Annotated in this window: 22 protein-coding genes; 15 read left to right on the top strand and 7 right to left on the bottom strand. The window is 61.7% G+C overall.

Features of this window, described 5'->3' with window-relative positions; genetic code table 11:
- Nucleotides 1-834 (top strand): NAD(P)H-dependent flavin oxidoreductase (locus D1223_RS10460; RefSeq protein ID WP_147372788.1); only part of this gene is annotated, 834 nt, incomplete at its 5' end.
- 22 nt (nt 835-856) lie between these two features.
- Here the strand turns inward: D1223_RS10460 and D1223_RS10465 are convergent.
- Nucleotides 857-1465 (bottom strand): hypothetical protein, encoded by a 609-nt coding sequence (locus D1223_RS10465; protein WP_147372790.1) that lies wholly within the window; start codon nt 1463-1465, stop codon nt 857-859.
- Between the two features lie 195 nt (nt 1466-1660).
- Between D1223_RS10465 and D1223_RS10470 the strand changes: the two genes are divergently transcribed.
- Entirely contained in the window at nt 1661-2098 is a 438-nt protein-coding gene (locus D1223_RS10470; protein WP_158588453.1) for a MarR family winged helix-turn-helix transcriptional regulator, read from the top strand.
- Nucleotides 2099-2145: 47 nt separating this feature from the next.
- Complete coding sequence (locus D1223_RS10475) at nt 2146-3078, top strand: NAD(P)-dependent oxidoreductase (RefSeq protein ID WP_119376382.1); 933 nt, start codon at nt 2146-2148, stop codon at nt 3076-3078.
- 9 nt (nt 3079-3087) lie between these two features.
- Here the strand turns inward: D1223_RS10475 and D1223_RS10480 are convergent, their stop codons facing one another.
- From D1223_RS10480 to D1223_RS10490, 3 genes are all read right to left on the bottom strand, one after another.
- Nucleotides 3088-3579, bottom strand: coding sequence for a MarR family winged helix-turn-helix transcriptional regulator (locus tag D1223_RS10480; protein WP_119376383.1), 492 nt, complete (start codon nt 3577-3579; stop codon nt 3088-3090).
- Between the two features lie 3 nt (nt 3580-3582).
- Entirely contained in the window at nt 3583-5583 is a 2001-nt protein-coding gene (locus tag D1223_RS10485; RefSeq protein ID WP_119376384.1) for a tetratricopeptide repeat-containing sulfotransferase family protein, read from the bottom strand.
- Between the two features lie 77 nt (nt 5584-5660).
- Complete coding sequence (locus tag D1223_RS10490) at nt 5661-8273, bottom strand: TonB-dependent receptor (protein ID WP_119376385.1); 2613 nt, start codon at nt 8271-8273, stop codon at nt 5661-5663.
- 349 nt (nt 8274-8622) lie between these two features.
- Between D1223_RS10490 and D1223_RS10495 the strand changes: the two genes are divergently transcribed.
- Nucleotides 8623-10260 carry a BCCT family transporter gene (locus D1223_RS10495; RefSeq protein ID WP_119376386.1) on the top strand — a complete coding sequence of 546 codons (1638 nt, stop codon included), beginning with the start codon at nt 8623-8625 and terminating at the stop codon, nt 10258-10260.
- Between the two features lie 20 nt (nt 10261-10280).
- Here the strand turns inward: D1223_RS10495 and D1223_RS10500 are convergent, their stop codons facing one another.
- A complete protein-coding gene (locus D1223_RS10500) occupies nt 10281-11039 on the bottom strand; it encodes a prepilin peptidase (RefSeq protein ID WP_119376387.1) in 759 nt (252 codons plus the stop codon).
- Between the two features lie 317 nt (nt 11040-11356).
- Here D1223_RS10500 and D1223_RS10505 point away from each other — a divergent pair, with 317 nt between their 5' ends.
- The 6 genes from D1223_RS10505 (at nt 11357) to D1223_RS10530 (ending at nt 17232) form a co-directional block, all read left to right on the top strand.
- Nucleotides 11357-11935, top strand: coding sequence for a curli assembly protein CsgF (locus tag D1223_RS10505; protein WP_119376388.1), 579 nt, complete (start codon nt 11357-11359; stop codon nt 11933-11935).
- A 1-nt stretch (nt 11936) separates the two neighbouring features.
- A complete protein-coding gene (locus tag D1223_RS10510; protein WP_119376389.1) occupies nt 11937-13253 on the top strand; it encodes a CsgG/HfaB family protein in 1317 nt (438 codons plus the stop codon).
- 107 nt (nt 13254-13360) lie between these two features.
- Nucleotides 13361-14881, top strand: a complete 1521-nt coding sequence (locus D1223_RS10515; RefSeq protein WP_119376390.1) for a hypothetical protein — start codon at nt 13361-13363, stop codon at nt 14879-14881.
- Between the two features lie 192 nt (nt 14882-15073).
- Nucleotides 15074-15592 carry a hypothetical protein gene (locus tag D1223_RS10520; RefSeq protein WP_119376391.1) on the top strand — a complete coding sequence of 173 codons (519 nt, stop codon included), beginning with the start codon at nt 15074-15076 and terminating at the stop codon, nt 15590-15592.
- A 14-nt stretch (nt 15593-15606) separates the two neighbouring features.
- The gene (locus tag D1223_RS10525; protein ID WP_119376392.1) at nt 15607-16137 is read left to right on the top strand and encodes a hypothetical protein; all 531 of its coding nucleotides are present in this window, start codon (nt 15607-15609) and stop codon (nt 16135-16137) included.
- Between the two features lie 96 nt (nt 16138-16233).
- Complete coding sequence (locus D1223_RS10530; protein ID WP_119376393.1) at nt 16234-17232, top strand: NADPH:quinone oxidoreductase family protein; 999 nt, start codon at nt 16234-16236, stop codon at nt 17230-17232.
- Here the strand turns inward: D1223_RS10530 and D1223_RS10535 are convergent.
- Nucleotides 17213-18409: an FAD-dependent monooxygenase gene (locus D1223_RS10535; RefSeq protein WP_119376394.1), complete on the bottom strand. Its 1197-nt coding sequence runs from the start codon at nt 18407-18409 to the stop codon at nt 17213-17215. The genes D1223_RS10530 and D1223_RS10535 overlap by 20 nt on opposite strands.
- Before the next feature lie 107 nt (nt 18410-18516).
- Between D1223_RS10535 and D1223_RS10540 the strand changes: the two genes are divergently transcribed.
- Entirely contained in the window at nt 18517-19098 is a 582-nt protein-coding gene (locus tag D1223_RS10540) for an NnrU family protein (protein ID WP_119376395.1), read from the top strand.
- On the opposite strand, the gene D1223_RS10545 is transcribed toward D1223_RS10540, so the two are convergent.
- Nucleotides 19095-19499: a hypothetical protein gene (locus tag D1223_RS10545; protein WP_119376396.1), complete on the bottom strand. Its 405-nt coding sequence runs from the start codon at nt 19497-19499 to the stop codon at nt 19095-19097. The genes D1223_RS10540 and D1223_RS10545 overlap by 4 nt on opposite strands.
- Before the next feature lie 61 nt (nt 19500-19560).
- On the opposite strand from D1223_RS10545, the gene panB reads away from it, so the two are divergent.
- The 4 genes from panB to der all read left to right on the top strand — a co-directional run bounded on the left by panB (nt 19561) and on the right by der (nt 24141).
- Complete coding sequence (gene panB, locus D1223_RS10550) at nt 19561-20382, top strand: 3-methyl-2-oxobutanoate hydroxymethyltransferase (RefSeq protein ID WP_119376397.1); 822 nt, start codon at nt 19561-19563, stop codon at nt 20380-20382.
- A gap of 88 nt (nt 20383-20470) precedes the next feature.
- Nucleotides 20471-21205, top strand: a complete 735-nt coding sequence (locus D1223_RS10555) for a tetratricopeptide repeat protein (protein WP_158586730.1) — start codon at nt 20471-20473, stop codon at nt 21203-21205.
- Nucleotides 21202-22548 (top strand): outer membrane protein assembly factor BamB family protein, encoded by a 1347-nt coding sequence (locus D1223_RS10560; RefSeq protein WP_119376399.1) that lies wholly within the window; start codon nt 21202-21204, stop codon nt 22546-22548. Before D1223_RS10555 ends, D1223_RS10560 begins: the two co-directional genes overlap by 4 nt.
- 54 nt (nt 22549-22602) lie before the next feature.
- A complete protein-coding gene (gene der, locus D1223_RS10565) occupies nt 22603-24141 on the top strand; it encodes a ribosome biogenesis GTPase Der (protein ID WP_119376400.1) in 1539 nt (512 codons plus the stop codon).
- Nucleotides 24142-24170 lie beyond the last annotated feature (29 nt).

Genomic DNA, 24170 nt, shown 5'->3' on the forward strand with positions numbered 1-24170 from the left:
ACGCCTGAGGACCTCGCCAAGGAAATCGCGCGCACGAAGGAAATGACCGACAAGCCCTTCGGCGTGAACCTGACCATCCTGCCGGCCATCAAGCCGCCGCCCTATGCCGAATACCGCCAGGCCATCATCGAGGGCGGGATCAAGATCGTCGAGACGGCTGGCTACAAGCCGCAGGAGCATATCGACCATTTCAAGGAACATGGCATCAAGGTGATCCATAAATGCACCGCGGTTCGCCACGCGCTGTCGGCCGAACGCATGGGCGCCGATGCGATCTCCATCGATGGGTTCGAGTGCGCCGGCCACCCTGGCGAGGACGATATTCCCGGCCTGATCCTCATCCCGGCGGCTGCCGACAAGGTGAAAGTACCGATGCTGGCCTCCGGTGGCTTTGGCGATGGGCGCGGCCTCGTCGCGGCGCTCGCGCTCGGCGCGGACGGCATCAATATGGGCACCCGTTTCTGCGTCACGAAAGAGGCGCCGATTCATGAGAACTTCAAGAAGCAGATGGTCGAGAATGACGAGCGCGACACCAAGCTCATCTTCCGGACGCTCCACAACACAGCGCGTGTGATGAAGAATGCCGTGAGTGAGGAAGTCGTTGCCATCGAGGCCAAGGGCGGGGCGAAGTTCGAGGATATCCAGCACCTCGTTGCCGGTGTGCGCGGGCGTGCGGCGATGGAGAAGGGCGATGCCGACGACGGCATCTGGTCCGCCGGCATGATCCAGGGCCTCATCCACGATATTCCGACCGTCAAGGAGCTGATCGACCGGATTATCGCGGATGCCGAAAAGATCATGGATGAGCGGCTGGCGAGGATGCGCGTTTCCTGAGGCTTCGCTGCCGCCAGTTCAGCTAGTCATTCACTGAAGCTGCCTGATATTCAGGGGCGACCGTGAAATGGGCCAGTGCGTTCCGTGCCGGAGCGTAGCCGGGCATGATGGCCTGCGCTGTTTTGAAGTCAGCATAGGCCTCATAGACTTGGTCGAGGCGCCAATGGGCGAGACCCCGGTTGAAATAGGCGACATGCTGAAGGTGGTCTGGGAGCGCCTCGATGTCTTCGAGCGTCGCAAGGGCGTCTTCATTGGCGCCAGCACGAAGTTGCGCGGCAGCGATATTCAGGCTGAGGCCCGGCAGGTCATCGTGCAAGCTGGAAGCGCGATTGAACAGGGCGAGAGCGTCGCTGGTTTCGCCGCGCCGCATCAGCACGATCCCGGTGTTGACCATGGAGGCGGCCCGTACCGAGCGCTGCGACGTCGTTGCGTTCATCGCGTCCTCGCAGGTGTGAAGCAAAGCGATTGTCGCAGACTTGCCGGATGCGACGCCATCAGCGCACCGGACAGCCGGTGGTGCATCGGCATAAAGCGTTCTTGACTGAGCCGCTACTGGCTGGGCCATCGCAGCGATCACAGAAGCGGCAAGCATGGTGTGGCGGAAGTGGGAGGAAAGTTGTTGTATATACATTATCTCGTATCCATCAGGGAAAAGAGTGGTCTGGAACCACAGGGCCCCAGACCATGAGTTTCATACGGGAGTAAGCTCTCGTAAAATCAAAATGTATATGCACGATCAATGCGTCAAGTCTTTGATCAACGGGAAATAAAGCTTCCCATGCGTAACAGGTTTGAAATTGTAAGAGAAAAAATGCATATACACGGTATGGATAGAATTTCTCAAACGGCGAAACAAACGGCACAAAGATGCGCGGCTGTTTCGGTGCTGCGGGCGGGCCGGTCGGTCACACGCCTTTTCGACGATGCGCTGCGCCCAGTCGGCCTGACGATCGCGCAGTTCGGCCTGCTGAACGCGATCGCGTCCTACCGCCCAGACTCGATCTCCGCGATTGGCGAGATGCTCGATATCGACCGTACGACCTTGTCGCGCAATCTTGCGCTCCTCCAGCGCGAAGGGCTGATCATGCTCGGAACACCAGGGCCAGACCGCAAGCGCGAAGTGCTTCTCACAGTGAAGGGTGCGGAAAAGATAGAGGAGGCGCTTCCGCTCTGGGAAGCCGCCCAGCGCCGCATCGAGGCCCTGTTCGAGCCGGGTGAGTACGACATGCTGAAGAAGGCCCTTTCGCGAATCCGTCATGTCTGAGCGGGTGGGGCTTGCACGCTGCTGCCGGTACGCCCAAAACAAGCCGGATGAGCTGGACGACTGAAGCGGTATCCGTGCGCATCCTCGACAAGCATGAAGCCGTCATGCGTGATGTGCTGTCGGCGCGGTTTCCATCTGTCCGCTTTGTGGATAGCGCAGCAGAAGCGAGCGGCCTGAAAGTGCTGATGAGCTTTCGTCCGCCGACCGACGAACCGCTTGAAGCCTATGACTGGGTTCACTCGGTTGGGGCTGGTGTTGACCATCTGTGCGAAGCGCTGTCGGGAAGTGGGCCAGCGCCCGTCATCACCCGCACGACCGGTCATATGGGCCAGCAGATTGGCGAATACTGCCTGGGTTATGCGCTGGCACACTTTCAGAAAATGGCGGTCCGGCGCGCCCTTCAGGCAAAGGCCGCATGGGACAAGCAGGACGCCAGTCCGCATTACATGTTCGACGCCTCTGTCGCCGTGGTTGGCACAGGGAGCATTGGGTCGGGCATCGCACGGGCCTTCAAGGCGCTCGGCGCAGATGTGACGGGCTATTCGCGTAGCGGCACGGGCCGGGCCGACTTCGACCGTGTGCTGGCCCTGGATTCATTCGCCGCTGGGCGCTCTCCGGATGTCTTCATCCTTGCCCTCCCGGCGACGGCGGACACGGATGGGCTGATCGACGCTTCCATGTTGCAGGCGCTCGACGGCGCATTGCTGATCAATGTCGGGCGTGGTTCGACACTTGATCATGCAGCCTTGCGCGCGGCCCTGGGCGCCGGACATGTTTCCCACGCGGTCCTCGATGTCTTCGAGGCCGAGCCTTTGCCGCGCGATGACTGGCGCTGGGCGCATCCTCACGTCACGGTCACGCCGCATGTGTCCGGTCTCACCTTGCCCGATGATGCCGTGAACCGTTTCTGCGACCTGCTGGAAGCTTATCTGGATACCGGCGAACCGCCCGCCTCTGTCGATATCCAGCGCGGCTATTAGGGCGAGACTCTAGTCTTCGCCGGCGCGGTCGAATGCGCCGACATCGAGGATCGGCTCGGAATCGGTGACCTCGGAGCGGGAATCCACAATATCTGCAACACGCTCGAGCGCGGAAACGACCATCGAGCGCTCCCATTCCGGCAGGTTCGAAAAAAGCAGTTCGAAATGGTCCTGCAGCGTGTTTGGCGCTGTCTTCAGAACGTCCCGGCCCGTTTCGGTCAGGGCCAGCACGACTTTTCGTCTGTCCGCAGGGTCCTTCCGGCGGCCGACCATGCCGCGGGCTTCCAGCTTGTCGATCAGAGATGTGATCGATGCGTTGCTGAGGGCGGTCATGCGGACGAGTTCACTTGGCGTGGCGGCGTCATGGCTCGCCAGCAGCTGCATCACCTTCAGCTGCGACACGCTGAGATCGGCAGACTGGGCGAGCGAACGCGCATAAAGCTCCGTCCGCCTCTGTATGCGGCGCAGGGAAATTAGAGCGTCTGTCGTTTTCTGGTCCATCGTCTACTGACTGGAATAGGTTTCGAGGGCTGGCCCAAGCGCCTCCTTCAGTGGACCGAGGTGGTCTTCGAAGTGGCGCCACTGGTCGAGACCCGAGGCGCTGATCGGCTGGCGGACCTGTTCCGAGCTTGCCGTGCGCACGGCGCGCTTGGTCTTGTGAAAGTCGACGCAGGCCTGCTCGAAGGGCAGACCGCAATAGTCCAGCAGGCGGCGGACCTGGCCCTCAAGATCAGCGACGACATCCTCATGCTGGACCCGCAGCACCTTGCCCGGCAGCACGCGGTCCCAATGGGCCATCAGGTCGACATAGCCGCGATAATAGTTGCCGATGTCTTCCAGGCTGTAGCTGAACTCCTGGCCCTCGGCGAAAAGCTGCTTGAAGCCTGAAAAGCAGCAGGCCATCGGCTCACGGCGCGCATCGATGATCTTTGCATTGGGCAGGATCATGTGGATGAGGCCGATATGCCGGAAATTGTTGGGCATCTTGTCGGTAAAGAAGGGCGCGCCCTTCCGGTGGATCGCCGTATTCTCGATATAGTCGCGCCCGAGTTTCTCGAATTCTTCGTCCGGCAGTTCATGCAGCACGCGTGGATAGCGGTCGCGGTCGGAGACCTGCTTGCGCCCGCGCAGCCGGTGGGCGAGCGAGAGGATGTTCGGCAGCTCCAGCGTCCCGTCGACCTGGCTGTGGGAGGCGAGGATCTGCTCGATCAGCGTTGAGCCGGCGCGCGGCAGGCCGAGAATGAAGATCGGCGCGGGGTCGTCATGGCCGACACCGGCGCGGGTCTCAAACAGCTCAGCCGTGCAATGGCGTTTCTGCGCCTCGAATTCCTCGTGCATCTGCTCTGTTGTGTAGCGCGTCTGCAGCTTCTTCAGCTGGTTGCCCTCGGCATAGTGCTCGAAGGCGGCGTCATAATCGCCGCGATCTTCAAGCGCCTTGCCGAGCGCGAAGGACACATGGATGCGGCCCATATAGGAGAGGTTCGGATCCTTCTTTGCCCGCAGCATTGCGTCGATATCGGCGTCGGAGAAGGAGAACGTCTTGAGATTGGCGAGGGCATACCAGGCATCGCCATGCAGGGGCTCAACCTCGGTTGCCCGCTTGTAGGACGCGATCGCCTTGTCAGTTTCGCCCGCCGTCTTCAGCGCATGACCGCGCGAGGTCAGCGTGGCGAGATCGTCCGGCATGGTCTCCAGCACGTCGTCGAAGATGGCGAGGGCGGTGTCATAATCGCCGGCCTGCATGCTCTCAATTGCAAAAAGTGATTTGAAAACAGGGCTGTTCGGATCATGCTTCAGAAGCGCTTCAGCCTGGGCGAGGGCGGCTTCGTATTTCTGGCGCTTCCGCAGTACCTGGATGTAATCGATCTTGAGCTGCGGATTGTCCGGTGCGAGCTGGATGGCAGTTTCCAGCAGGAAGTCGGCATCTTCATGCACGCCAAGCCGTGTGCCGATATCGGCGAGCAGGCGCATGCCCTCAATGTGTTTCGGGTTCTGTTGCATGAAGGCGCGCGCAATGCGCTCGGCCTGCAGTAGCTTGCCCTCATGGATATAGTTCGTGACCGCCAGTAATTCGCGCGGCAGCGCTTTCAGCCTGTCGGCCTGGGCGCGTGCTTCGGCGGCGGCTTTCGGGTTGCCGAGACTGTCGTGCAGCTCGGCCATGGCTGTCCAGCTGGCATTTAGAGCGGGATTGTAGCGCACCGCCCGCTGATAAGCCGTCAACGCCGCAGCGGTATCGCCGCGCTTGCGATGGAGATGGCCTTCTTCCTGGAATGCCCTGCCGAAATCCGGCGCAACCCGTTTCAGCCGGCCCAGCAGATTGAAGGCGCGGTCATCCTGTCCGAGATAGCGCGCCGTGGCGGCGGCCATATAGAGCGCGTCCTGATTGTCGGGATGATCGGCAAGAAGCGCGTCAGCCTGTCGGGCAGCGTCATCGAACTGGCCAGCCTGCATGGCGGCTCGCATGGCCTTCAGGGCGTCGGCGATCGGAGTGGCTTGGGATGTCATCTGTTCAGAGGGGTAGAAAGTGCAACGCCCCGTTTAAACGGGGCGCTGCGGATTTGTGCAAGTGTTTCAGGCCAGACCTAGTAGTCGTAGCTGACCCGGATACCGATCGTACGCGGACGGATCGGGGTGATGCGCTCACGGTCATAGACGAAGCTGCCGCTCAGTTCGGCATATTCGTTCGTCAGGTTCGACGCGTAGATCTCGGCGCCCCAATTGTCGCCCGTCACACCGGCCGTGGCGCCAAGCGTCACATAGCCGTCGAGTTCCATCTTGTTGATCTCGATGACGTCGGAATAGGAGCTGTCGGAGAATACGATCTGCGGCATCACGTGGGCCACGAGATTCTGGCCGGCGATCTGCTTTTCGAGATCCCATTCATAGCGAACGCGCAGATTGCCCTGATAGGCAGGCGCGAAGGCCAGCTCGGAGCCTTCGACAACATCGTCGGTCGGCACGAGCACTTCAGTGATCTCGGTGTCGAGCAGCGAGAAGGCACCGGCAATTGTCAGGCCGTCGACACTGTCAGGCGCCCAGGTGAAGTCACCCTCGATGCCCTGCAGTTCTGCATTCGCGGCATTATCCGAGAAGAACAGGTTGACGATCGACGGATCGAAGATCGTCGTCTGCAGGCCTTCGATCTCGACGAAGAACGCTGCGCCGTTGAAGCGGAGCGAATTGTCGAACAGCTCGGTCTTCCAGCCGATCTCGTAGTTCTTGATGTCGTCAGTGTCGACTTCATACGGGACCGTGTAGCCGCCGGGGCCGCTTGCGCCGCCTGGACGGTTAAGCAGGCCAGCCCGGAAGCCTTCCGAGTAGGTGGCGTAGAACAGCGTGTCATCTGTCGGCGTCCACTCACCCGTGACCTTGTAGATCATGCCGTCGGTTGCCGCCTTGTCGGGGGCGTCCGCCGGGCCATCGGGGCCGTAGATGTAGGAGATGTTCGTACCGAAGACCTGCTGGTCGGTGTCGGCGAACAGGTTGAAGAAGGACGAGTTCGCGCTGCCCTTCAGGTCGACTTCGACATCATACCAGCGCGCGCCCAGCGTCAGGGCGAACTGGTCGGTGAGATCGAACGTCGTTTCACCGAACAGGCCAAGCTGTTCATCGGTGCGCAGGACGTCATTGCGGAAGATCACGCCGTCCGGGAACGGTCCTGCTTCACTGAAATAGCCAGGATAGGCGTCACCGATAGGGCCGGTCACATCCGTATTGGTCAGCGGATAGTTCGGGGCAAAGCCGACCGAGCCATCGGTATACTGGACCATGGTCGAGCCCGGATAGACGAAGTCATTCCGCTCAGCCAGTTCGAGGTCGCTGTAGAACGCACCGAACGTGGCGCGCCAGCGGTTCTCGGACGGCGTGTTGAACCGGATTTCGTGGGTCTGCACTTCGGTTTCCGAGTGCGAGTTCACGAACAGGTTCGGCGCGTAGCACGTGCCAGCCGGCGCAGCGCCGGTCGGATAGGTCACGTCATAGTCACAGATATAGTAGGGCAGGTACTGGCCGACGAAGAGATAGTCGGAATAGTCGACGATCTGGTCGGTGGTCCGCTCGGTATAGGCGCCGGTATAGATCGCCTCGAGCATGCCGATGCGGCCTTCCAGCGTCCACGAGGTGTTGTGGAACTTGTCCTCGATCTCTTCCGGCGTGAACCGGACGATATCGTAGTCGTCGAGCTCCGGATCGGCGGAGAAGACCCCATCGGCTTCAATCGACTGTTGCGAGTGCTGGATCAGCAGGTCCCAGTCATCATTGAAGCGATACATGCCGCTGAGGCGGAAGCCCTGATAGGTGACATCGTTGATGTCGTCTTCGGCGATGGTGCCGTTGTCGGCAGCAATGAAGTTCACGCCCGACAGGTCGGCGCCTGCCTGGAAGCCGGCGCGGTTGGAATTGACCGGGACGCCATTGGCGCGAACCGTGCCTTCTGGACGGAAGCGGGCCGATTCCTCAGCCGTGAGCGTGCCGCCGACATTGTCTATGTAGCCGCCCTGGGTGTCATTGTAGACAACGCCGCGAAGCGCGAAATTGTCCGTGACCGGCAGGTTGATCATGGCTTCGGCGCTGTTGCTCATCTCGCCGCCATCGGTGAAGGCGGTCGATGCCTTGAAGCCAGCGTCAAAGCCGGAGAAGTCCGGCTTGTTGGTGATCAAGCGGACCGTACCGGCCTGCGAGCTGGAGCCGAACAGCGTACCCTGCGGGCCTGAGAGAACCTCCACGCGCTCCATGTCGGCAGCGTAGACGTCCAGGTTACGGCCGGGCTGGGCCAGCGGCTGTTCGTCGAGATAGAAGCTGACATTCGGGGCGAGACCCGCAACACCGGCAACCGTGAGGTTTGGTGTCGTCGATGCGAGGCCGCGAATGTAGATGGTGTTCTGGCCGGGGCCCGAACCGCCGGCGGTGACGCCCGGCAGCTGGACGAGATAGTCGGTAAAGTTCTTGACGCCGAGCTGATCGAGTTCGACTTCGCCAAGAGCGTTCACTGTGACCGGAATGTCCTGAGCGGTTTCGGTCCGCTTCGTGGCCGTCACCGTGACCGCTTTCAGACGGCGCTTCTTGGCGGCCGGCTTGGCCGGCTGAGCGGCGCTGGCTTCCGGTTGATCAGCCTGTTGGGCAACGGCGATGGCCGGAGCGGCCGTCATAAGGGCGCCTATGGCGAGCAATGATGCTCCACCGCGAAGAGTGTTCATTTGTTTACCCCATCATTGGTTTCAACGAGCGCTCGCGACCCGGACGGACTCCGAGGCGAGCGGTGGCGCGACAACGGCCGAAAGGCCAGGCGCCGAACAGTTGTCCAACTAAGGTGATAGTTCGATTCGTAAAAGGTTTTTCGCAGTGCAGCATACGCAATCTGTGAGAGCTGACATTTTGATATGTATGAAAAGTCATTAAAAACAGTATATTAAGGGCGCGTGACACTTATGTCACATGCGAAGGGAATGTTTTGTTGGTTGGAGGGATCGCCGAAATGTGGTCGATAACGCTCAAAGGAATAGTTCAATGAACAAACCATCCGATCCGAGTGATAGTGACGAAGTAATGAGCGATACCGATCTTCAAAGTGACTTAGAGTATCAGTCCGAATACGAGACCGATTACGAAGTCGGCCAGGACAATGTCGAAATGCTCGGCCTCGATATCCACAATCCGGTTTTCTTCCTGAGTGCCGGGCTCGTCATCCTGTTCGCGCTGGTTTCACTGATCTTCCCGGGCGCAACTGCAGTCGGGCTGGAGACCGCGCGCGAATGGACGCTGCAGACCTTCGACTGGCTATTTGCGATGACGCCGGTCCTGCTCACGATCTTCTGCCTGGCGCTAGCGATATCGCCGCTTGGCAAGATCCGGCTGGGCGGCGTCGATGCCCGGCCGGAATTCGCAATTCACTCCTGGATTGCGATGCTGTTTGCGGCCGGTGTTGGCATCGGCTTCATGTTCTACGGGGCCGCGGAGCCGCTGGCTTACTATTCAGACTGGTTCGGAACGCCGTTCAATGTCGAACCGGGAACGCCGGAAGCACGCCGGCTTGCCTTCAGCGCGACGATCTTCCACTGGGGGATATCCCCCTGGGCCATCTACGCGATCGTCGGCCTCGCGCTCGGCTTCTTCACTTATAATAAGGGCCTGCCGCTGACGATCCGGTCGGCCTTCTACCCCATCCTCGGGGAACGAGTATGGGGTTTCTGGGGCCATGTCATCGACACGCTAGCGGTCATCTCGACTGTCTTCGGGCTCGCGACAACGATCGGTATCGGTGCGACACAGGCGAGCAGCGGCGTGGCCTATCTGCTCGACCAGCCCGTTACGCTCGGCATGCAGATCCTGCTGGTGCTCAGTATCACCGGCCTCGCCGTCATCTCGGTGCTTCGCGGCATGGATGGCGGGGTGAAGCTCCTTTCCAACATCAATATGAGCATCGCGCTCATCCTGATGATCTTTGTCTTCATTCTCGGTCCGACGCTCGCCATTGTCAGCGGCTTCGGTCAAAACCTTTTCACCTACCTGATCGACGCGCCGGCCTTGTCGAACTGGTTTGGTCGGGAGGATACCGCCTGGTTCCATGACTGGACGATCTTCTACTGGGCCTGGTGGATTTCATGGTCGCCCTTTGTTGGCATGTTCATCGCGCGGATATCAAAGGGCCGGACGGTGCGCGAATACCTGACGGTCGTGATCCTGGCGCCGGTTGTGATTGGCGTGATCTGGTTCACCACATTTGGCGAGACAGCCATCCAGCAGTTCGAAGCCGGGCAGGGCGATCTCGCGGACGGTATGTCCACCGCGTCGCTGACCCTGTTCGAGATGCTGAACAGCCTGCCCATCGCCGCTATCACGTCAACGGCGGCGATCTTCCTGCTGGTCGTTTTCATCGTGACGTCTGCAGACTCCGGCGCGCTGGTCGTCGATGCGATCACATCGGGCGGCAAGACGGATGCGCCGGTAACGCAGCGTGTCTTCTGGGCCTGCATGCTGGGCGTGACCGCGTCCATGCTGCTCTATGGTGGCGGGAGAGCGACGCTCCAGTCGCTTCAGGCAGGCACGATCACTGCGGCGTTGCCGTTCACCTCCATCGTCCTGGTCAGTTGCGTCAGCCTATTGCTCGGCATGCGCGACGAGCTGCGGGTGATGAAGGCCGCAGAAGAAAGCGAGCTGTCGGCCTCTGCCTCGGCGGGCGAATAGCCGCCTAGCGTTTTCGCAGGTTAGACTGACGGGACGAGGAGCGGACCGGCGAGCCAGGAAATCCATCCTGCCAGCGCCAGCCACGGGCCGAAGGCGACCGGCGTGCTCGCCGACAGTTCCTTTTTGAGAAGGCGGTTTGCGGTCAGCGCTGCAAGCAAGCCCGTGAGGGAAGCGAGCAGCAGGACATCCGGAAGGCGTGTCCAGCCGACCCACAGCCCGATCGCACCCAGCAGTTTCGCGTCGCCCCGCCCGAGCCCATCGCGCCCGCGCAGCCGCAGATAGACCGTCTCGACAAGAAACAGGACAAGGTAGCCGGCAACCCCGCCGATCAAATGCTCCAGCCAGTCATTGGGCCGCGTCGTTGCAACCATCAGCGCGCCGAGCAGGGCTGCGGCGAGGGTGAGCGGGTCTGGCAGGAGAAGGCTGCGAAAGTCGATTACGGCCAGTGCCAGCAGCACCCAGCCAAACAGGCATGACAGGATGACGGTGTCCACGGGCGCAAACAACCAGGCGCTGATCGGGATAATGATGGCGCATACGGCCAGGAGAAATCTGCTCAGAAGCACCAGGTTCAGCCTCATAAGGAGTGAGCGCTGCATGCCTTTACCGGCATGACCGGCCCAAGTCCAAGTCCCGTCTGTAGCAGATTGAGACACAGCGAGCCCATCAGCCCAGCGAATAGGGAAGGCGAATGCCGGAACATTCTCCGGATTGGCCGGCAGGCGCACAGCGCTGCAATCGTAGATAGAGCAGGCGAAGCCGCCATGGTGCCGTGCCATGCCGCATGCTTGCACAGCTCTGTGCGCAGTTAGAACAATTTCATGCAAATTTGCATGAAATTACCCTGTGCAGAACTGGGTCAATCTGAGAGGAGAACGAAATTATTAACGTTCGCCTCACAGGATTGTTGCAGCGCCGAAGAAAAAATAATTCAATAAAAACAGTGTATTAAAAAGACAAAAAAATCATTCATTAACCATACTTCTTAATTGACGAATGTTTAATGAGCTGTAACCTTTGGCATCAAACGTGCACCGGTGTGGGGACACTGCAGTCTAGATGGTCTGGACGCGCACGTTGAAAACGGGGACACCTAATGAAGGGACGCACCGCAGCCTGTGCGCTGCTAGCCGCCGCATTCTTGCCGGCCGGGCTCGCAGCAACCGCGCAGGAACTCGTATACAAGCCAGTCAATCCATCCTTCGGTGGCGACAGCTTCAACTCATCTCACCTGCTCGGCATTGCGAATGCGCAGAACGACTACAAGGACCCGGACGCCAATAACGGCCTGGACTCCCAGTCGGAACAATTCATTCGCCAATTGCAGAGCCGGCTTCTTTCGTCCCTCGCCGGTGAAGTGAACGAGGCCATCTTCGGGGAGAACCCGCAAGACTCCGGTACGATCACCTTTGGCGACCAGGTCATTGAATTCGTCCGCGGCATCGACTCGGTGCAGCTGACAATCACCGACCTGACGACGGGCACCGTCACCGAAATCGAAATTCCGCTTCTCAACGTTTCCGAATCGGCCAGCGCGGCTGGCGTGTCCGGGTTCAGCTCGCCGATGAGCACCACTCAGAGCCAGGGCGCCATTCCGGTGACACCGAACGGTTCAGGCGATCTTACCGGATCCTCTCTCTACGAGGATTTCGGCCCGACCGGGGAGATCTACTGAGATGTTGAACGTTCTTAAGCTTCCAGCAGCCATTGCCGCTGCCACCGCATTCGCCTCGGCCTGCACCACGACGTCCGGCGCCATGCTGGACCTCGCTGACAAGCCGGCCGTTTCCGAGACCGTGACCGAGACGCAGTCTTCACTGCGCTCACTGCCGCCGCCACGCGAGCGGGCCGCAGTAGCAGTCTATGATTTCCAGGACCAGACCGGCCAGTTCAAGCCGTCATCGGCTGGCGTGCAGACGCTGTCCAAGGCCGTGACGCAAGGCTCGACTTCGGTCCTGCTGAAAGCGCTGCAGGATGCCGGCAACCGCTCCTGGTTCACGGTCATCGAGCGCGAAAACCTCGATAACCTTCTCAAGGAACGCCAGATCATCCGCGAGATGCGCCGCCAGTATCTCGGCGAGGAAGATGTCAATGAAGCTGCCCTTCCGCCGCTTCTGTTCGCTGGCATCATCCTCGAGGGTGGTATCATTGGCTATGACACCAACACGATCACGGGTGGCGCCGGCGCGCGCTTCCTCGGCATCGGTGCCAAGACCGACTATCGTGAGGACAAGGTCACCGTCTATCTGCGCGCTGTCAGCGTGAAGACGGGCGAAGTGATCACCACGGTGGTTGCTTCCAAGAAGATCGCGTCCGTGGGCGTTGCCTCCAACGTGTTCCGCTTCGTCAGCTTCAAGGAGCTTCTCGAAGTCGACACCGGCATCACCACGAACGAGCCCGACCTGCTGGCGCTTCGCCAGGCCACCGAAAAGGCCGTCGAGCTGCTGATCATGGAAGGCGCAGACCTCGGGGTCTGGAGCTTCCGCGACCAGGTGGCCGGTGCCGAGCTTCTCGAACGCTACCGCGCTGAGCGCAACGGTGTGTACAACGATGTGGGCTCTGCCTATGCCGCTGCCGAGCGTCCTGTCCAGGAAGCCCGTCTGGCACAGCCGGAGATCACCGAAAACAAGCCGGAAAGCGCGCCTGCAAAGGATGAGCGCCCGGCTGAGGTCTCAATGAATTCAGTGCCTTCGGCCGACGGCAAGATGCAGCCGGCCAAGGCTTCCTACAATGCCGAGGCGGACGCTCATGCGGTCGCCAAGGCGCCAGAACATGTCGCGCAGACCATCTCCGCGGCATCAGCGGCCGTCCAGCCCGTAGCGCAAGGGGACGGCGAACTCGGGCTGACGGCCGCTGACACTTACACATCCGCGATTGGCGGCCTTCAGGCGCTGCGCGGACATGAGAATTCGATCGCCACACTGGACATGCAACGGGTGTCGCAAGATGCCCCGCGCACGGCCGGCATGGCGACGAACATGGAGGGCGCATAACGCGTCGTTCAGACCCGCCCTGGGGACATCGAGCAATCGATATGGGCGGTTGGTGAAGGGGGCTCGTCTTGAGGACGGGCTGAGCGAAGTCAAAGGAGTAAAAACTTATGCGCAAACACCTTCTAGTCGGGGCGGCTGTAGCCCTGGTTTTTGCGGCGCCAGCATACGCCAGTGAAAACGAAATCGAACAGTCCGGCGAGAACAACCTCGCTGTGATCACCCAGGAGGACGGTGCCGACGGTTACTCGTTCCTCGACCAGTCCGGCAGCGACAATGCCACCTTTGTCTACCAGGCAGACGGCTCGGTTGCTCCGACCGGTGTGCTGAACGACAGTAACATCGACCAGGACGGCTCAAACAACGTTGCCACCGTCACCCAGCTCAGCTCGGGTGGACCTGGCGACGATGCCAACACCTCGTCGATCGTTCAGTCGAACACCACCGACGTGGCATTCGTGTTCCAGGCTGGCACGGGCAACGACTCCGAAATCGTCCAGCACGATTCCGGCCTCGGCTTTGCCTCCGTGAACCAGTTTGGTAGTGCCAACAGCTCGGCAATCCTTCAGGATGGCGCCAATGCAGTGGCCACTGTCCTGCAGGATGGTTCCGGCAACGTGTCCGGCATCGAGCAGTCCGGTCTCGGCACCTTTGCTGCTGTTGGTCAACTCGGCCACAACAACACCTCTGCGATCACGCAGCATGGCGTTGGCGACTCGGTGTTCCTCGGCCAGACGGGCGACATGAACGAAGCCCTGATCGAGCAGAACTCGGTTGGCAGCATCATCACGGTCTCCCAGCTGTCTGCACCGGGTGGTCCGGGCAACTACGTCAACCTGCTTCAGGACTCGGCCACGGCTGCTGCCCTGGAAATCCTGCAGATTGGCGAAGGCAACTCCGTCGGTTCGACTGATGCACCGTTCGTGCAGTCGTCCACGCAGTGGTTCGTCGACATCGACCAGTTCGGCAAGAACAACAGCGTCGATGGCTTCCAGAAGGGTGAAAAGGTCAAGCTGACCTCGCTTCAGGACGGTGCCTGGAACAGCCTGGTGGTTGAGCAGGATGCCGAAGCTTCGCAAATCCGGTCCACTCAAGAAGGCACCGGCAACAATGCGATGATCTATCAGACCTCCTTCGAAGGAGCGATGAAGCTGAAGCAGATCGGTGACTACAACACCACGCTGATGATGCAGTCTGGTGACCAGCAGGTCATGAACCTGCACCAGCTGAGCGACCGCAACACTGCAAACCTCGACCAGTCGGGTGAAGGCAACCTGATGGAAGCCACGCAGAAAGGCGGCAACCTGAACTTCGCATCCCTGACGCAAACGGGCGTCGGCCACGACCTGCTCCTTCTGCAGGATGGTGGGGCGAACTTCACCTATGTTGATCAGCGCGGCAGCCACAACTCGACCGATGTCGAGCAGACCGGCGATCATGGCCGTACCTACATCTACCAGGATGGCAGCAACAATGAGATCGACGTCCTTCAGACGGCCGATAACACCGATGCGACCCTGGTTCAGATCGGTGGTCCGGGCAACGTCATCGACGTTTACCAGACGATGTCCGGTGCTGACTCCGATATCCATCAGAGCGGCTCGTACAACACCGCCCTGGTCTATCAGTAAGGCCTAACGCAGGCCCGGCGCCCCATGGCGCCGGGCCTCTTCGCCGACAGGGGCAGGTCTCCAGCCGGACGTCCGGCCCCTGTTGGTCCTTTTTTCCGGTCCGCACGCTCGCGGTCATGTTGATCCCGTCCAGCCATCTGGACGTCAGGATGCCACGCCGGATCCGGTTTTATTTGGTGGAGCTTGAAAGTCATGAAGACAGACCTGCAATCGCTTATTCGCGTCGCCTCCTATGCGGCAGCCGCCTGGGCCCTCACGGGGTCCGCAGCTTTCGCGCAAGGATCGGAATTCGACTCGCTGAACAGCGATCCGCTGGAAGCCATGTTTGGTGATGATGAGGACGTCAACGCCAACGAGCTGACCATCGGCGATCACAACACGGCGATCATCCGGCAGAAGGGCGACACCGGCAATGCCATCGAAGTCAACCAGTCGGGCGACGGCAATCTGGTGATTGCGTCCCAGACCTCGATTGGCGGCCAGAACCTGGCTGAAATCGTGCAGTCGGGAAACGACAATGGCGCCTTCATTCGCCAGTATGGCGACAATAATGAATACGAGCTGATGCAGACCGGCGACAATAATCTTTCCGCCGCCAAGCAGTTTGGCAGCAACAATGTTTTTGAGCATGTTCAGACCGGCAACAATCTCGGTTTCGCGGTGACGCAGTACGGCAACTCGACCGTCATCGTCACGCAAACCGGTAACTGAGGAGCTTGGTCGGAATGCGGGTTATCCTGTTTGCTTCCGCGCTTGCGGCGTTGCTGGCGCTCGCGGCCTATGCCGACCGTAGCGCGTCCATTGGCCAGCTCGGCAACAATTCGGACGACACCGGCAAACGCAGCAATGCGAGCTTCGACCAGATCGGCTCCTCGGCCGTCGAGGCCGGCGGCTTGGCCGACCAGATCGATCCCGACACGGTCGCCGACCGCTTCGACATCGATGAAAGCAAGGTCGGAGACGTCCTGCCGGCAAAGCTGAGCGGCGACTGCCCGCTAAGCCCGCCGCAGGAAGCCATTCTCGACTATCTGAAAGAAGAGGGGCGCGTCTTCGAGGACAATTGCGCCGTACTGGCCTGGCTGGAAGACAATCCGCTCGACAAGCCGAGCCAGCGTGACCTGTTCAATGTCCTGTTCGGGCCGGAAGCCGAGCGCAGGAAGAAGGCAGAACTCGACCGTCAGGCCGCCGAGCGCGCCAAGGCAGAAGAGCAGGCCCGCCTGATCGAGGAAGCCATACGCGAGGAGATGGGTCAGTAGGCCAGGCGATAGCCTTTGCCCCGGAGTAAAGATGGACTTCCAGCGTCCGTCTCGCCTAAATCGCGCCTGTCAGTTGGCAGCAGCGCAAAGGCGATCATGAGTCTCCCGGAAACGATGAGGGCCCTGAGGGTCGAAACGCTTGCCGAAGATTTCGAAGGCTGCGCACTGCGCGACATTCCCGTTCCCAAACCTGACAGCGGCGGCATCCTGCTGAAGATCCGGGCTGGCAGTCTCGGCTTTCCTGACCTGTTGATGACGCGCGGCGGCTACCAGCACAAGCCGGACCTTCCATTCACGCCAGGCGGCGATGTTTCCGGCGAGGTCGCTGCCATCGGACCTGATGTAACCGGCCTGTCTGTCGGCGACCGGGTGGTGACCGGCGGACTTGGCGGCGCTTTTGCCGAGTACGGGGTCTACAAGGCGTCGGCCGTCCGGCACATTCCCGATCATCTTGATTTTGCGAGCGCAGCTGCTGTCGGTTCGGCCTATCTGACGGCGTATGTCGCGCTCGTCCGGCGCGCTAATATCCAGCCAGGCGAGTGGCTGCTCGTTCATGGGGCCGCCGGGGGAGTCGGTCTCGCGGCTGTCGATCTTGGCAAGCATCTCGGCGCACGCGTCATCGCAACGGCATCGAGCGAGGAGAAGCTGGAGAAGATCCGGCAGGCCTACGATCCGGAGGTGCTGATCAACGTCAATGACGGCTTCCGCGAGAAGGTGAAAGAGGTGACCGGCGGCGGCGCTGATGTCATCTACGATCCGGTAGGCGGCGACGTTTTCGACGAGAGCGTGCGCTGCATCGGTTTTGATGGCCGGCTTCTCGTCATCGGCTTTGCCTCGGGGCGAATCCCGCAGATCGGGGTGAACATGCCGCTGATCAAAGGCTTTTCTGTCGTTGGTGTTCGCGCCGGCGAATATGGCCGCCGCTTTCCGGAACGGGGCCGCGAAAACATGGAAGCGGTCTGGGATCTTGTCGCACGCCAGGCGGTCCGCCCACATGTTCACGCGGTTTACGGCCTCGATGACTGGCGCAAGGCCTTTGCCGACATGGAAGAACGCCGCGTTGTCGGACGCGTGATCATCGATCCCTCGCAGTGACGTCCTCGCCATAGATCCAGTCCTGGCGTGACTGGACGAAGCCGGGGACGGCCCGGTTGGCAAGCCACATCGGCCCATATGTCGCCAGCCGCATGGCCGGCGAGCGCCGATGAAATGTCTTCATATTGGCGCGCGAGGCGGCCTGCACGCGCGAAGCGCGCGGCTTGCGGCGGGCTTCATAGAGGGCGAGGCCCTGCGCCACCGATGGTGCCGCCTCCAGCGCCTGCGCCATGACCCACGCATCCTCGATCGCCATGGCCGCGCCCTGCGCCATGAAGGGGAGCATCGGATGGCACGCGTCGCCGAGCAGCGCGACAGCACCGTCATGCCAGCCGGAGAGGGGCGCGCGGTCGAACAGGGCCCAGCGAAACAGCGAGTCCGCCTTTTCGATGATTTCGGTCACCTGCGGCACCCATCCGCTGAAATCGGAAAGCGCGTCGTCCCGCGTGCCGGATTCGGTCCAGCTTTCGCCTGTCCAGTCAGAGCGTTCGACGATGCCGACAAGGTTTGCCAGCGCGCCGCCGCGCAGGCGGTATGTCACGGCATGGCGTCCGCGCCCGGCCCAGACGCAGGCGGTCGGCGGCGGCGGCGCTTTCAGCCGGTCCAGGGGAACCGTCATCCGCCAGGCAAGATTCCCCGTGAAGCGGGGCTGATCAGGGCCGAGCATCTGGTCTCTGAGGGCTGAGCGTATGCCGTCGGCGCCGATGACGAGATCACCGGCCAGTGGCTCGCCCGAGGCCAGGTTCAGCTGTGCGCCATCCCCGGCGAGACTGTACGAGACGGCCTTCGCGCCAAGGCGGATGGCGGCATGCCGATGCTGCCGGACCGCCTGTTCGAGGACATCGAGCAGATCGGCGCGGTGGATATGGAGATAGGGCGCACCCCAGCGCTTGCGCGCGGCTTTGCCTGCCGCAATCTGGAACACCTGCTGGCCGGACCGGCCGAGCCTGAGCTCAAGCGCTTCTGGTTCGAAGGCCCGCGCCTCGACCGCCTGCGCCAGACCGAGTGCGTCCAGCACTTTCATTGCATTCGGGCTCAGTTGCAGCCCGGCGCCAACTTCCTCGATGGCTGGCGCAGCTTCAAGCACCTGAACACCCCAGCCGCGCTGCAACAGCGCGAGGGCCGCTGTCAGCCCGCCAATGCCGCCGCCGGCAATGAGTGCGATCCGCCTATCCATGCATGCGCTCTAGCAAGCGGCGGGCAGGCTGTCTTGCGGACGAATGCGCGCGGCTTGCAGACGGGGCCAAGTCAGGACATGCTCAGGAAAGTTTGGGAGGGCTGATCATGACATACTTACTGGCCGGGCTTGTCCTGTTCTTCGGACCGCACCTGTTCTCGGCATTCCGCTCGCGCGCGCCGGGCAGCGATCTGCGCACGAAGATGGGCTACGGCCCCTATATGGGCCTCTACAGCCTGCTCACGATCGCGGGTTTCGTGCTGATCATCTATGGCTATGGCGCCATGCGGCCATCCGCTGTGATCTGGGTGCCGCCGGTCTGGTTGAAGCATGTGAACATGCTGTTCCAGCTGCTCGCCTTGCCCATCCTCGTCGCCGCTTACATGCCGGCGGGCCATATCAAGAAGACGCTGAAGCATCCGATGCTGGTTGCGGTGAAGCTCTGGGCGCTTGGACACCTGCTAGCCAATGGCGAACTGAACTCGATCATCCTGTTCGGCAGCTTCCTGGCCTATGGCGTCATCGACAGGATTGCCGTCAAGAAGCGCGGCGACAACGGTCCGCCGGCAGACCTCAAGCCGAACGTCATGGGCGATGTGCTGTCGGTTGTGGTCGGGCTTGGTGTCTATGCTGCCATTGCCTTCTGGCTGCATCCGATCCTGTTCGGTGTCCCGGCAATGCCGGCCTAGCGGCTGAGGCGCGCTGCAACCCACGGTGCCAGTCCCATCAGGACGAGGCCGTAGGGAAAAAGGGCGCCTTCAATGATGTTGAAGGTCGACAGAAACGCCTCGACGCTCATGCCCATGAGGCCGAGGGCGAAGACGCTTTCGATCGCCAGCAGCGCGATCACCCCGCCGAAGCCGGTCAGCAGGGCCGTCGTTTCGCCAAGGCCTCGTCTGCGCGAGAGCCAGATGCCGAACGCCATGATGCTGGCGGTGACGAGAGGGAATTCGGCCCAATGCCCGGCCCGCTCGCCCAGCCAGGGGATGAGAACAAGCTGGCGGAGCGCGCCGAACACGAAGCCGATGGCAAAGGCGACCACGCCGTAGAGCGCTGCAGCAGCCAGAACAGTTCGTGTCGAATGGGTCATCTTGCCCGCCTGATTACATGCTTTCTTGAGGTTGCGAAGGGGGCGCGCTAAGGCACATCGCATGTCAAAGCAAACCCAGATTCGCCGCAAGACCGTTCGCGACATCGCCTCCGCCAAGGGCGGCGATCCGCTGGTCGTCCTGACGGCCTATGATGCGCCGACGGCCGAAATCCTCGATCCGCATTGCGACGTGCTGCTGGTCGGCGATTCCGTCGGCATGGTCGTGCACGGTCTCGATACGCCCGTGGCCGTCACGATGGATATGATGATCCTGCACGGGCAGGCCGTCATGCGCGGCTCCAGCCAGGCCTTCGTCGTCGTCGACATGCCGTTCGGGTCCTATGAGACGAATGCCGACCAGGCCTTCCTCAACGCGGCCCGGATCATGAAGGAAACCGGCTGCCAGGCGGTGAAACTGGAAAGCGGGGCCTATGCAGCCCACCAGATTTCCCACCTTGTCGAGCGCGGCGTGCCCGTCATGGGGCATGTCGGCCTTAGACCGCAGGCGGTCAATGTGACGGGCGGCTTCCGTGCGCAAGGCCGCAATGAGGATGAGCGCGCCCGCGTCATGAAGGAGGCCAAGGCCGCCGAAGAGGCCGGCGCATTCGCCATCGTGGTCGAAGGGGTCGCGGAAGATCTCGCCGAAGAGATCACGAAAGCGGTGTCCTGCCCGACGATCGGCATCGGGGCCTCGGCCGCCTGCGACGGTCAGGTGCTGGTGACGCAGGACATGCTGGGCGTGTTCGACTGGGTGCCGAAATTCGTGCGCAAATACGCCGATTTCAGAACGGATATCGGAAAAGCCGTGGAGGCCTATGCCGCCGACGTGCGGGCGCGGCGCTTTCCGGGCGCGGCAGAAACCTACAAGCTGACGAAACAATAGGCCGAACCGCTTTCGCGCGTTGCCGGGGACCAGCCCCGGGGTTAGGGTGCGCGAACGAATAGACTGGCCAGTAATTGGAGTGTCCCAAGTGGCTGATATCTTTGAGGAAGTCGAGGAAGGCCTCCGCCAGGACAGGGCCGAACGGCTGTGGAAAAAGTACGGTGTCTTCGCCTATATCGCGGCGGCCCTGCTGATCGGCGGCGTGGCCGCGAACGAGTATCTCCAGCACCGGACGACCCAGAGCGCCGAGCAGAATGCGCAGGCCTTCGAGACCGCGCGCAATGCTCTGGCTGATCAGGAGTTTCAGTCTGCGGCTGAGGGGTTCGAGGCACTGGCGGATAGCGACGCACGCATCGCGCCACTTGCCGCGAACTTCCTGGCCGAAGCGCGCCTGCAGGGAAATGCCGACAGGGCGGCTGCCATCGCTGCACTCGAGCAGGCCGCGGCTCAGGATACGCCGATCGGCAAGCTTTCACGTCTCAAGGCGGCCTATCTGAAATCCGAAACAGCGTCGCGCCAGGACGTCGAGGCCTATCTCGGCTCGCTGGCCAATGAAGATACGCAATTCGGCGCACTCGCACTGGAACTTCTCGCGTCGATGGCGGTGGCCGAAGGCGATTTTGACTATGCCAGGGAGCAGTTCGGTTTCCTGAGACTCGACAGTCCTTATGTGCCGCAAGGTGTCCGCCAGCGTGCGATTCGCGCGCTTGCTGCCTTGCCCGCAGCTGCGCCTGCGACGCAGCCGGCAGAAGGGCAGCCCGAAACAACGGCTGACGGGGGCGAAGGCCAGGCGCCGGCAACCGATGGAGATCAACAGGAATGAACAAGACTCAGTACGCGCGCCTCGCCATTGGTGGCATCCTTGTGCTTGCCCTTGGCGGCTGTTCGGTTTTCGGCAACCGCAAGGCTGAAAAGGAACGCCTTTCCGCAGAGGAAAAGGCCGGACGGATCGAGATGGTGCTCGGCGACGAGGTCATTGAGGCCAGCGCAGACCTGAGCGGTGCCGAAATCACCCTGCCGGCCGCCCAGCCGCTCGACAGCTGGCCGCAGGCCGGAGCCGGGCCGAGCAAGACCGCCGGCCATGTTGCCGCCGCGCAGGCATTGCAGATTGCCTGGAGTGTCGATGCTGGACGGGGGTCGACTCGCAAATCGGCCCTGACAACGCCGCCCGTTGCCAGCAATTCGGCGATTTTCGTGATCGATTCCCGCCAGACGGTTCGGGCATTCGACCTGGATACCGGTGACCGGCTCTGGACGCGCGAGCTCGACTCCGGCAACCGCCGCGACGATATCGGCGTTGGCTCAGGCCTCGCGCTGTCCGGCGACACGCTGATCGTTGCCAGCGGCTTCGGTTTCGTCAGTGCGCTTAGTGCCTCGAACGGCTCGGAAATCTGGCGCACCGATATGGAAGCGCCGATGACCGGCTCTCCGACGATCAAGGACGGCCGCGCCTATGTTTCGTCCAACAACAATGAAGTCTTCGCGCTCGACGTGAAGTCCGGCCGCATTCTCTGGTCCGACCAGGCGATTGCCGAATCTGCGCGCGTGCTCGGGTCGCCAAGTTCAGCGGCTGTCGAAGACATCGTGATCACGCCCTATTCGTCCGGGGAGATTATCGCCTATCTCGCCGCCAATGGTCGCCGGCTGTGGACCGAGGCCCTGTCGCGGCCGGGCCGTTTCACGCCGATCTCCTCGATCAACGACATTGCCTCGCGCCCCGTCATCGGCGGTGGCCTGGTCTTCGCGGCCAACCAGTCTGGCGTGATGGCGGCAATTGACGGTCGTACGGGCAACCGGGTCTGGGTCCAGCCGGTTGGTTCGACGTCTGCGCCTGCGCTTGCCGGAAATTACATTTTCATCAGCGGAACCGATGGCCGCGTCGCGGCGATTCAGGCCAATAGCGGTGAAGTCTACTGGGTGACCCAGCTGCGCCAGTACGAGAAACAGAAGAAGAAGAAGGGCCGCATCGCCTATGCCGGGCCGATCGTCGCGTCTAACCAGGTGATCGTCGTGAATTCGCTCGGCGGACTGATCGCGCTGTCCCCGCAGACCGGCGAACGGATCGGCTCGTTGGAGCTAAAGGACCCGGTCTATCTCGAACCGATTTCAGTTGGCGACAAGATTTTTGTGCTGACAGATGATGCGCGCCTGATCGCGATCCGTTAAACGGTCGCGCTTTGCCCCGCTTGGGTCGGGGCGTGCACTGGGAAGGGTCGGCTTATGCCGCTGAAGATCGCAATTGTCGGCCGGCCGAATGTCGGGAAGTCGACGCTGTTCAACCGGCTGGCGGGCAAGCAGCTTGCGCTTGTCGACAACCAGCCGGGCGTGACGCGCGACCGCAAGGAAGCGCCCGGCCGGCTTGCAGACCTTCCACTTATCCTGATCGACACGGCCGGGTTCGAGGACGTCCACGATGACAGCCTGGAATCCCGTATGCGCCATCAGACGGAGGTCGCGATCCGGGAGGCGGAACTCGCCCTGTTCCTGATCGATGCGCGCGATGGCGTCACGCCGACGGATGAGAGCTTCGCCGAAGTCCTTCGCAAGGCCGACATTCCGGTGGTGCTGGCGGCCAACAAGGCTGAGGGCAATCGCGGCGATATTGGTATCGCGGAAGCCTGGGGCCTCGGATTCGGCGAGCCGGTTGGCCTGTCGGGCGCGCATGGCGAGGGCATGGGTGAACTTTATGGTGCGATCCGCGCCGCGCTGGGCGAGGAAGCTTTCGAGGCCGCTTTCGTCGAGGACGACGCCGCCGAAGGCGAGGGCTTCAATGATGAGATCCTTGACCAGCTCGCCGAAATCGACGTCGACGATCCGAACCTGTCCGAGGAAGAGCTGACCGCCCGGCTAGAAGCCGCCGGCATCGATGATGCTGCCGAGGCCGAAGCCCAGCTTGCCGCGCGCGAGGAAGCCCGCAAGAAACCGATCCGGCTGGCCATTGTCGGGCGCCCGAATGCAGGCAAATCGACGCTGATCAATCAGCTGCTTGGCGAGCAACGCGTCCTCACCGGCCCGGAAGCCGGCATCACGCGCGATTCCATCTCTGTCGACTGGATGTATGAGGGCCGCAAGGTGAAGCTGGTCGACACGGCGGGCCTGCGCCGCAAGTCGAAGGTGCAGGAAAAGCTCGAGCGCATGTCGACGGGCGAAACGGTCCGCTCTCTGAAATATGCCGACATCATCGCCCTGGTCATGGATCCGGACGATGCCTTCGAGAAGCAGGACCTGCAGATCGCCGATCTCGCTATCCGCGAAGGCCGCGGCCTCGTCTTCGTCATTTCCAAATGGGATACGGTCGAGAACCACGCCCAGAAGATGCGCGAGCTCACCGAGCTTGCCAAACGCCTGCTGCCCAACGCAAAGGGCGCGCCGCTGGTGACGCTGTCGGGCCTGACCGGCAAGCGAGTCGAGCGGTTCATGCCAGCGGTGGCAAAGGTCTATGACGACTGGTGTGCACGCGTGAAGACGGGCGATCTCAATCGCTGGCTGCGCTACACGATCGAGCGCCATCCGCCGCCAGCCGTCCATGGCAAGCGGATCAAGCCGCGTTACATGGCGCAGATGAAGTCCCGCCCGCCGACCTTCGTGCTGATCGCCTCGCGCGGCGAGCACATGCCTGAGCAGTACAAGCGCTTCCTGGTCAACGGGATTCGCGAAGCCTTCGACATGCAGGGCGTGCCGATCCGCCTCTTTGTGCGCCAGGGCGCCAACCCTTATGCCGACAAGGCGCAAGGGCGTCGGCGCACGAAGAAGAAGTAGGCCTTGTTATGCGACGAGTTCCACCAGCA

It is taken from the genome of Henriciella mobilis (genome assembly GCF_003576285.1).
GTDB lineage: Bacteria > Pseudomonadota > Alphaproteobacteria > Caulobacterales > Hyphomonadaceae > Henriciella > Henriciella mobilis.

What these genes read in the sequence shown, in the direction of transcription:
- D1223_RS10465 (WP_147372790.1), bottom strand. Translation starts at nt 1,465, where the DNA reads ATGTATATACAACAACTTTCCTCCCACTTCCGCCACACCATGCTTGCC.
- D1223_RS10470 (WP_158588453.1), top strand. Translation starts at nt 1,661, where the DNA reads ATGGATAGAATTTCTCAAACGGCGAAACAAACGGCACAAAGATGCGCG.
- D1223_RS10475 (WP_119376382.1), top strand. Translation starts at nt 2,146, where the DNA reads ATGAGCTGGACGACTGAAGCGGTATCCGTGCGCATCCTCGACAAGCAT.
- D1223_RS10480 (WP_119376383.1), bottom strand. Translation starts at nt 3,579, where the DNA reads ATGGACCAGAAAACGACAGACGCTCTAATTTCCCTGCGCCGCATACAG.
- D1223_RS10485 (WP_119376384.1), bottom strand. Translation starts at nt 5,583, where the DNA reads ATGACATCCCAAGCCACTCCGATCGCCGACGCCCTGAAGGCCATGCGA.
- D1223_RS10490 (WP_119376385.1), bottom strand. Translation starts at nt 8,273, where the DNA reads ATGAACACTCTTCGCGGTGGAGCATCATTGCTCGCCATAGGCGCCCTT.
- D1223_RS10495 (WP_119376386.1), top strand. Translation starts at nt 8,623, where the DNA reads ATGAGCGATACCGATCTTCAAAGTGACTTAGAGTATCAGTCCGAATAC.
- D1223_RS10500 (WP_119376387.1), bottom strand. Translation starts at nt 11,039, where the DNA reads ATGGCACGGCACCATGGCGGCTTCGCCTGCTCTATCTACGATTGCAGC.
- D1223_RS10505 (WP_119376388.1), top strand. Translation starts at nt 11,357, where the DNA reads ATGAAGGGACGCACCGCAGCCTGTGCGCTGCTAGCCGCCGCATTCTTG.
- D1223_RS10510 (WP_119376389.1), top strand. Translation starts at nt 11,937, where the DNA reads ATGTTGAACGTTCTTAAGCTTCCAGCAGCCATTGCCGCTGCCACCGCA.
- D1223_RS10515 (WP_119376390.1), top strand. Translation starts at nt 13,361, where the DNA reads ATGCGCAAACACCTTCTAGTCGGGGCGGCTGTAGCCCTGGTTTTTGCG.
- D1223_RS10520 (WP_119376391.1), top strand. Translation starts at nt 15,074, where the DNA reads ATGAAGACAGACCTGCAATCGCTTATTCGCGTCGCCTCCTATGCGGCA.
- D1223_RS10525 (WP_119376392.1), top strand. Translation starts at nt 15,607, where the DNA reads ATGCGGGTTATCCTGTTTGCTTCCGCGCTTGCGGCGTTGCTGGCGCTC.
- D1223_RS10530 (WP_119376393.1), top strand. Translation starts at nt 16,234, where the DNA reads ATGAGTCTCCCGGAAACGATGAGGGCCCTGAGGGTCGAAACGCTTGCC.
- D1223_RS10535 (WP_119376394.1), bottom strand. Translation starts at nt 18,409, where the DNA reads ATGGATAGGCGGATCGCACTCATTGCCGGCGGCGGCATTGGCGGGCTG.
- D1223_RS10540 (WP_119376395.1), top strand. Translation starts at nt 18,517, where the DNA reads ATGACATACTTACTGGCCGGGCTTGTCCTGTTCTTCGGACCGCACCTG.
- D1223_RS10545 (WP_119376396.1), bottom strand. Translation starts at nt 19,499, where the DNA reads ATGACCCATTCGACACGAACTGTTCTGGCTGCTGCAGCGCTCTACGGC.
- panB (WP_119376397.1), top strand. Translation starts at nt 19,561, where the DNA reads ATGTCAAAGCAAACCCAGATTCGCCGCAAGACCGTTCGCGACATCGCC.
- D1223_RS10560 (WP_119376399.1), top strand. Translation starts at nt 21,202, where the DNA reads ATGAACAAGACTCAGTACGCGCGCCTCGCCATTGGTGGCATCCTTGTG.
- der (WP_119376400.1), top strand. Translation starts at nt 22,603, where the DNA reads ATGCCGCTGAAGATCGCAATTGTCGGCCGGCCGAATGTCGGGAAGTCG.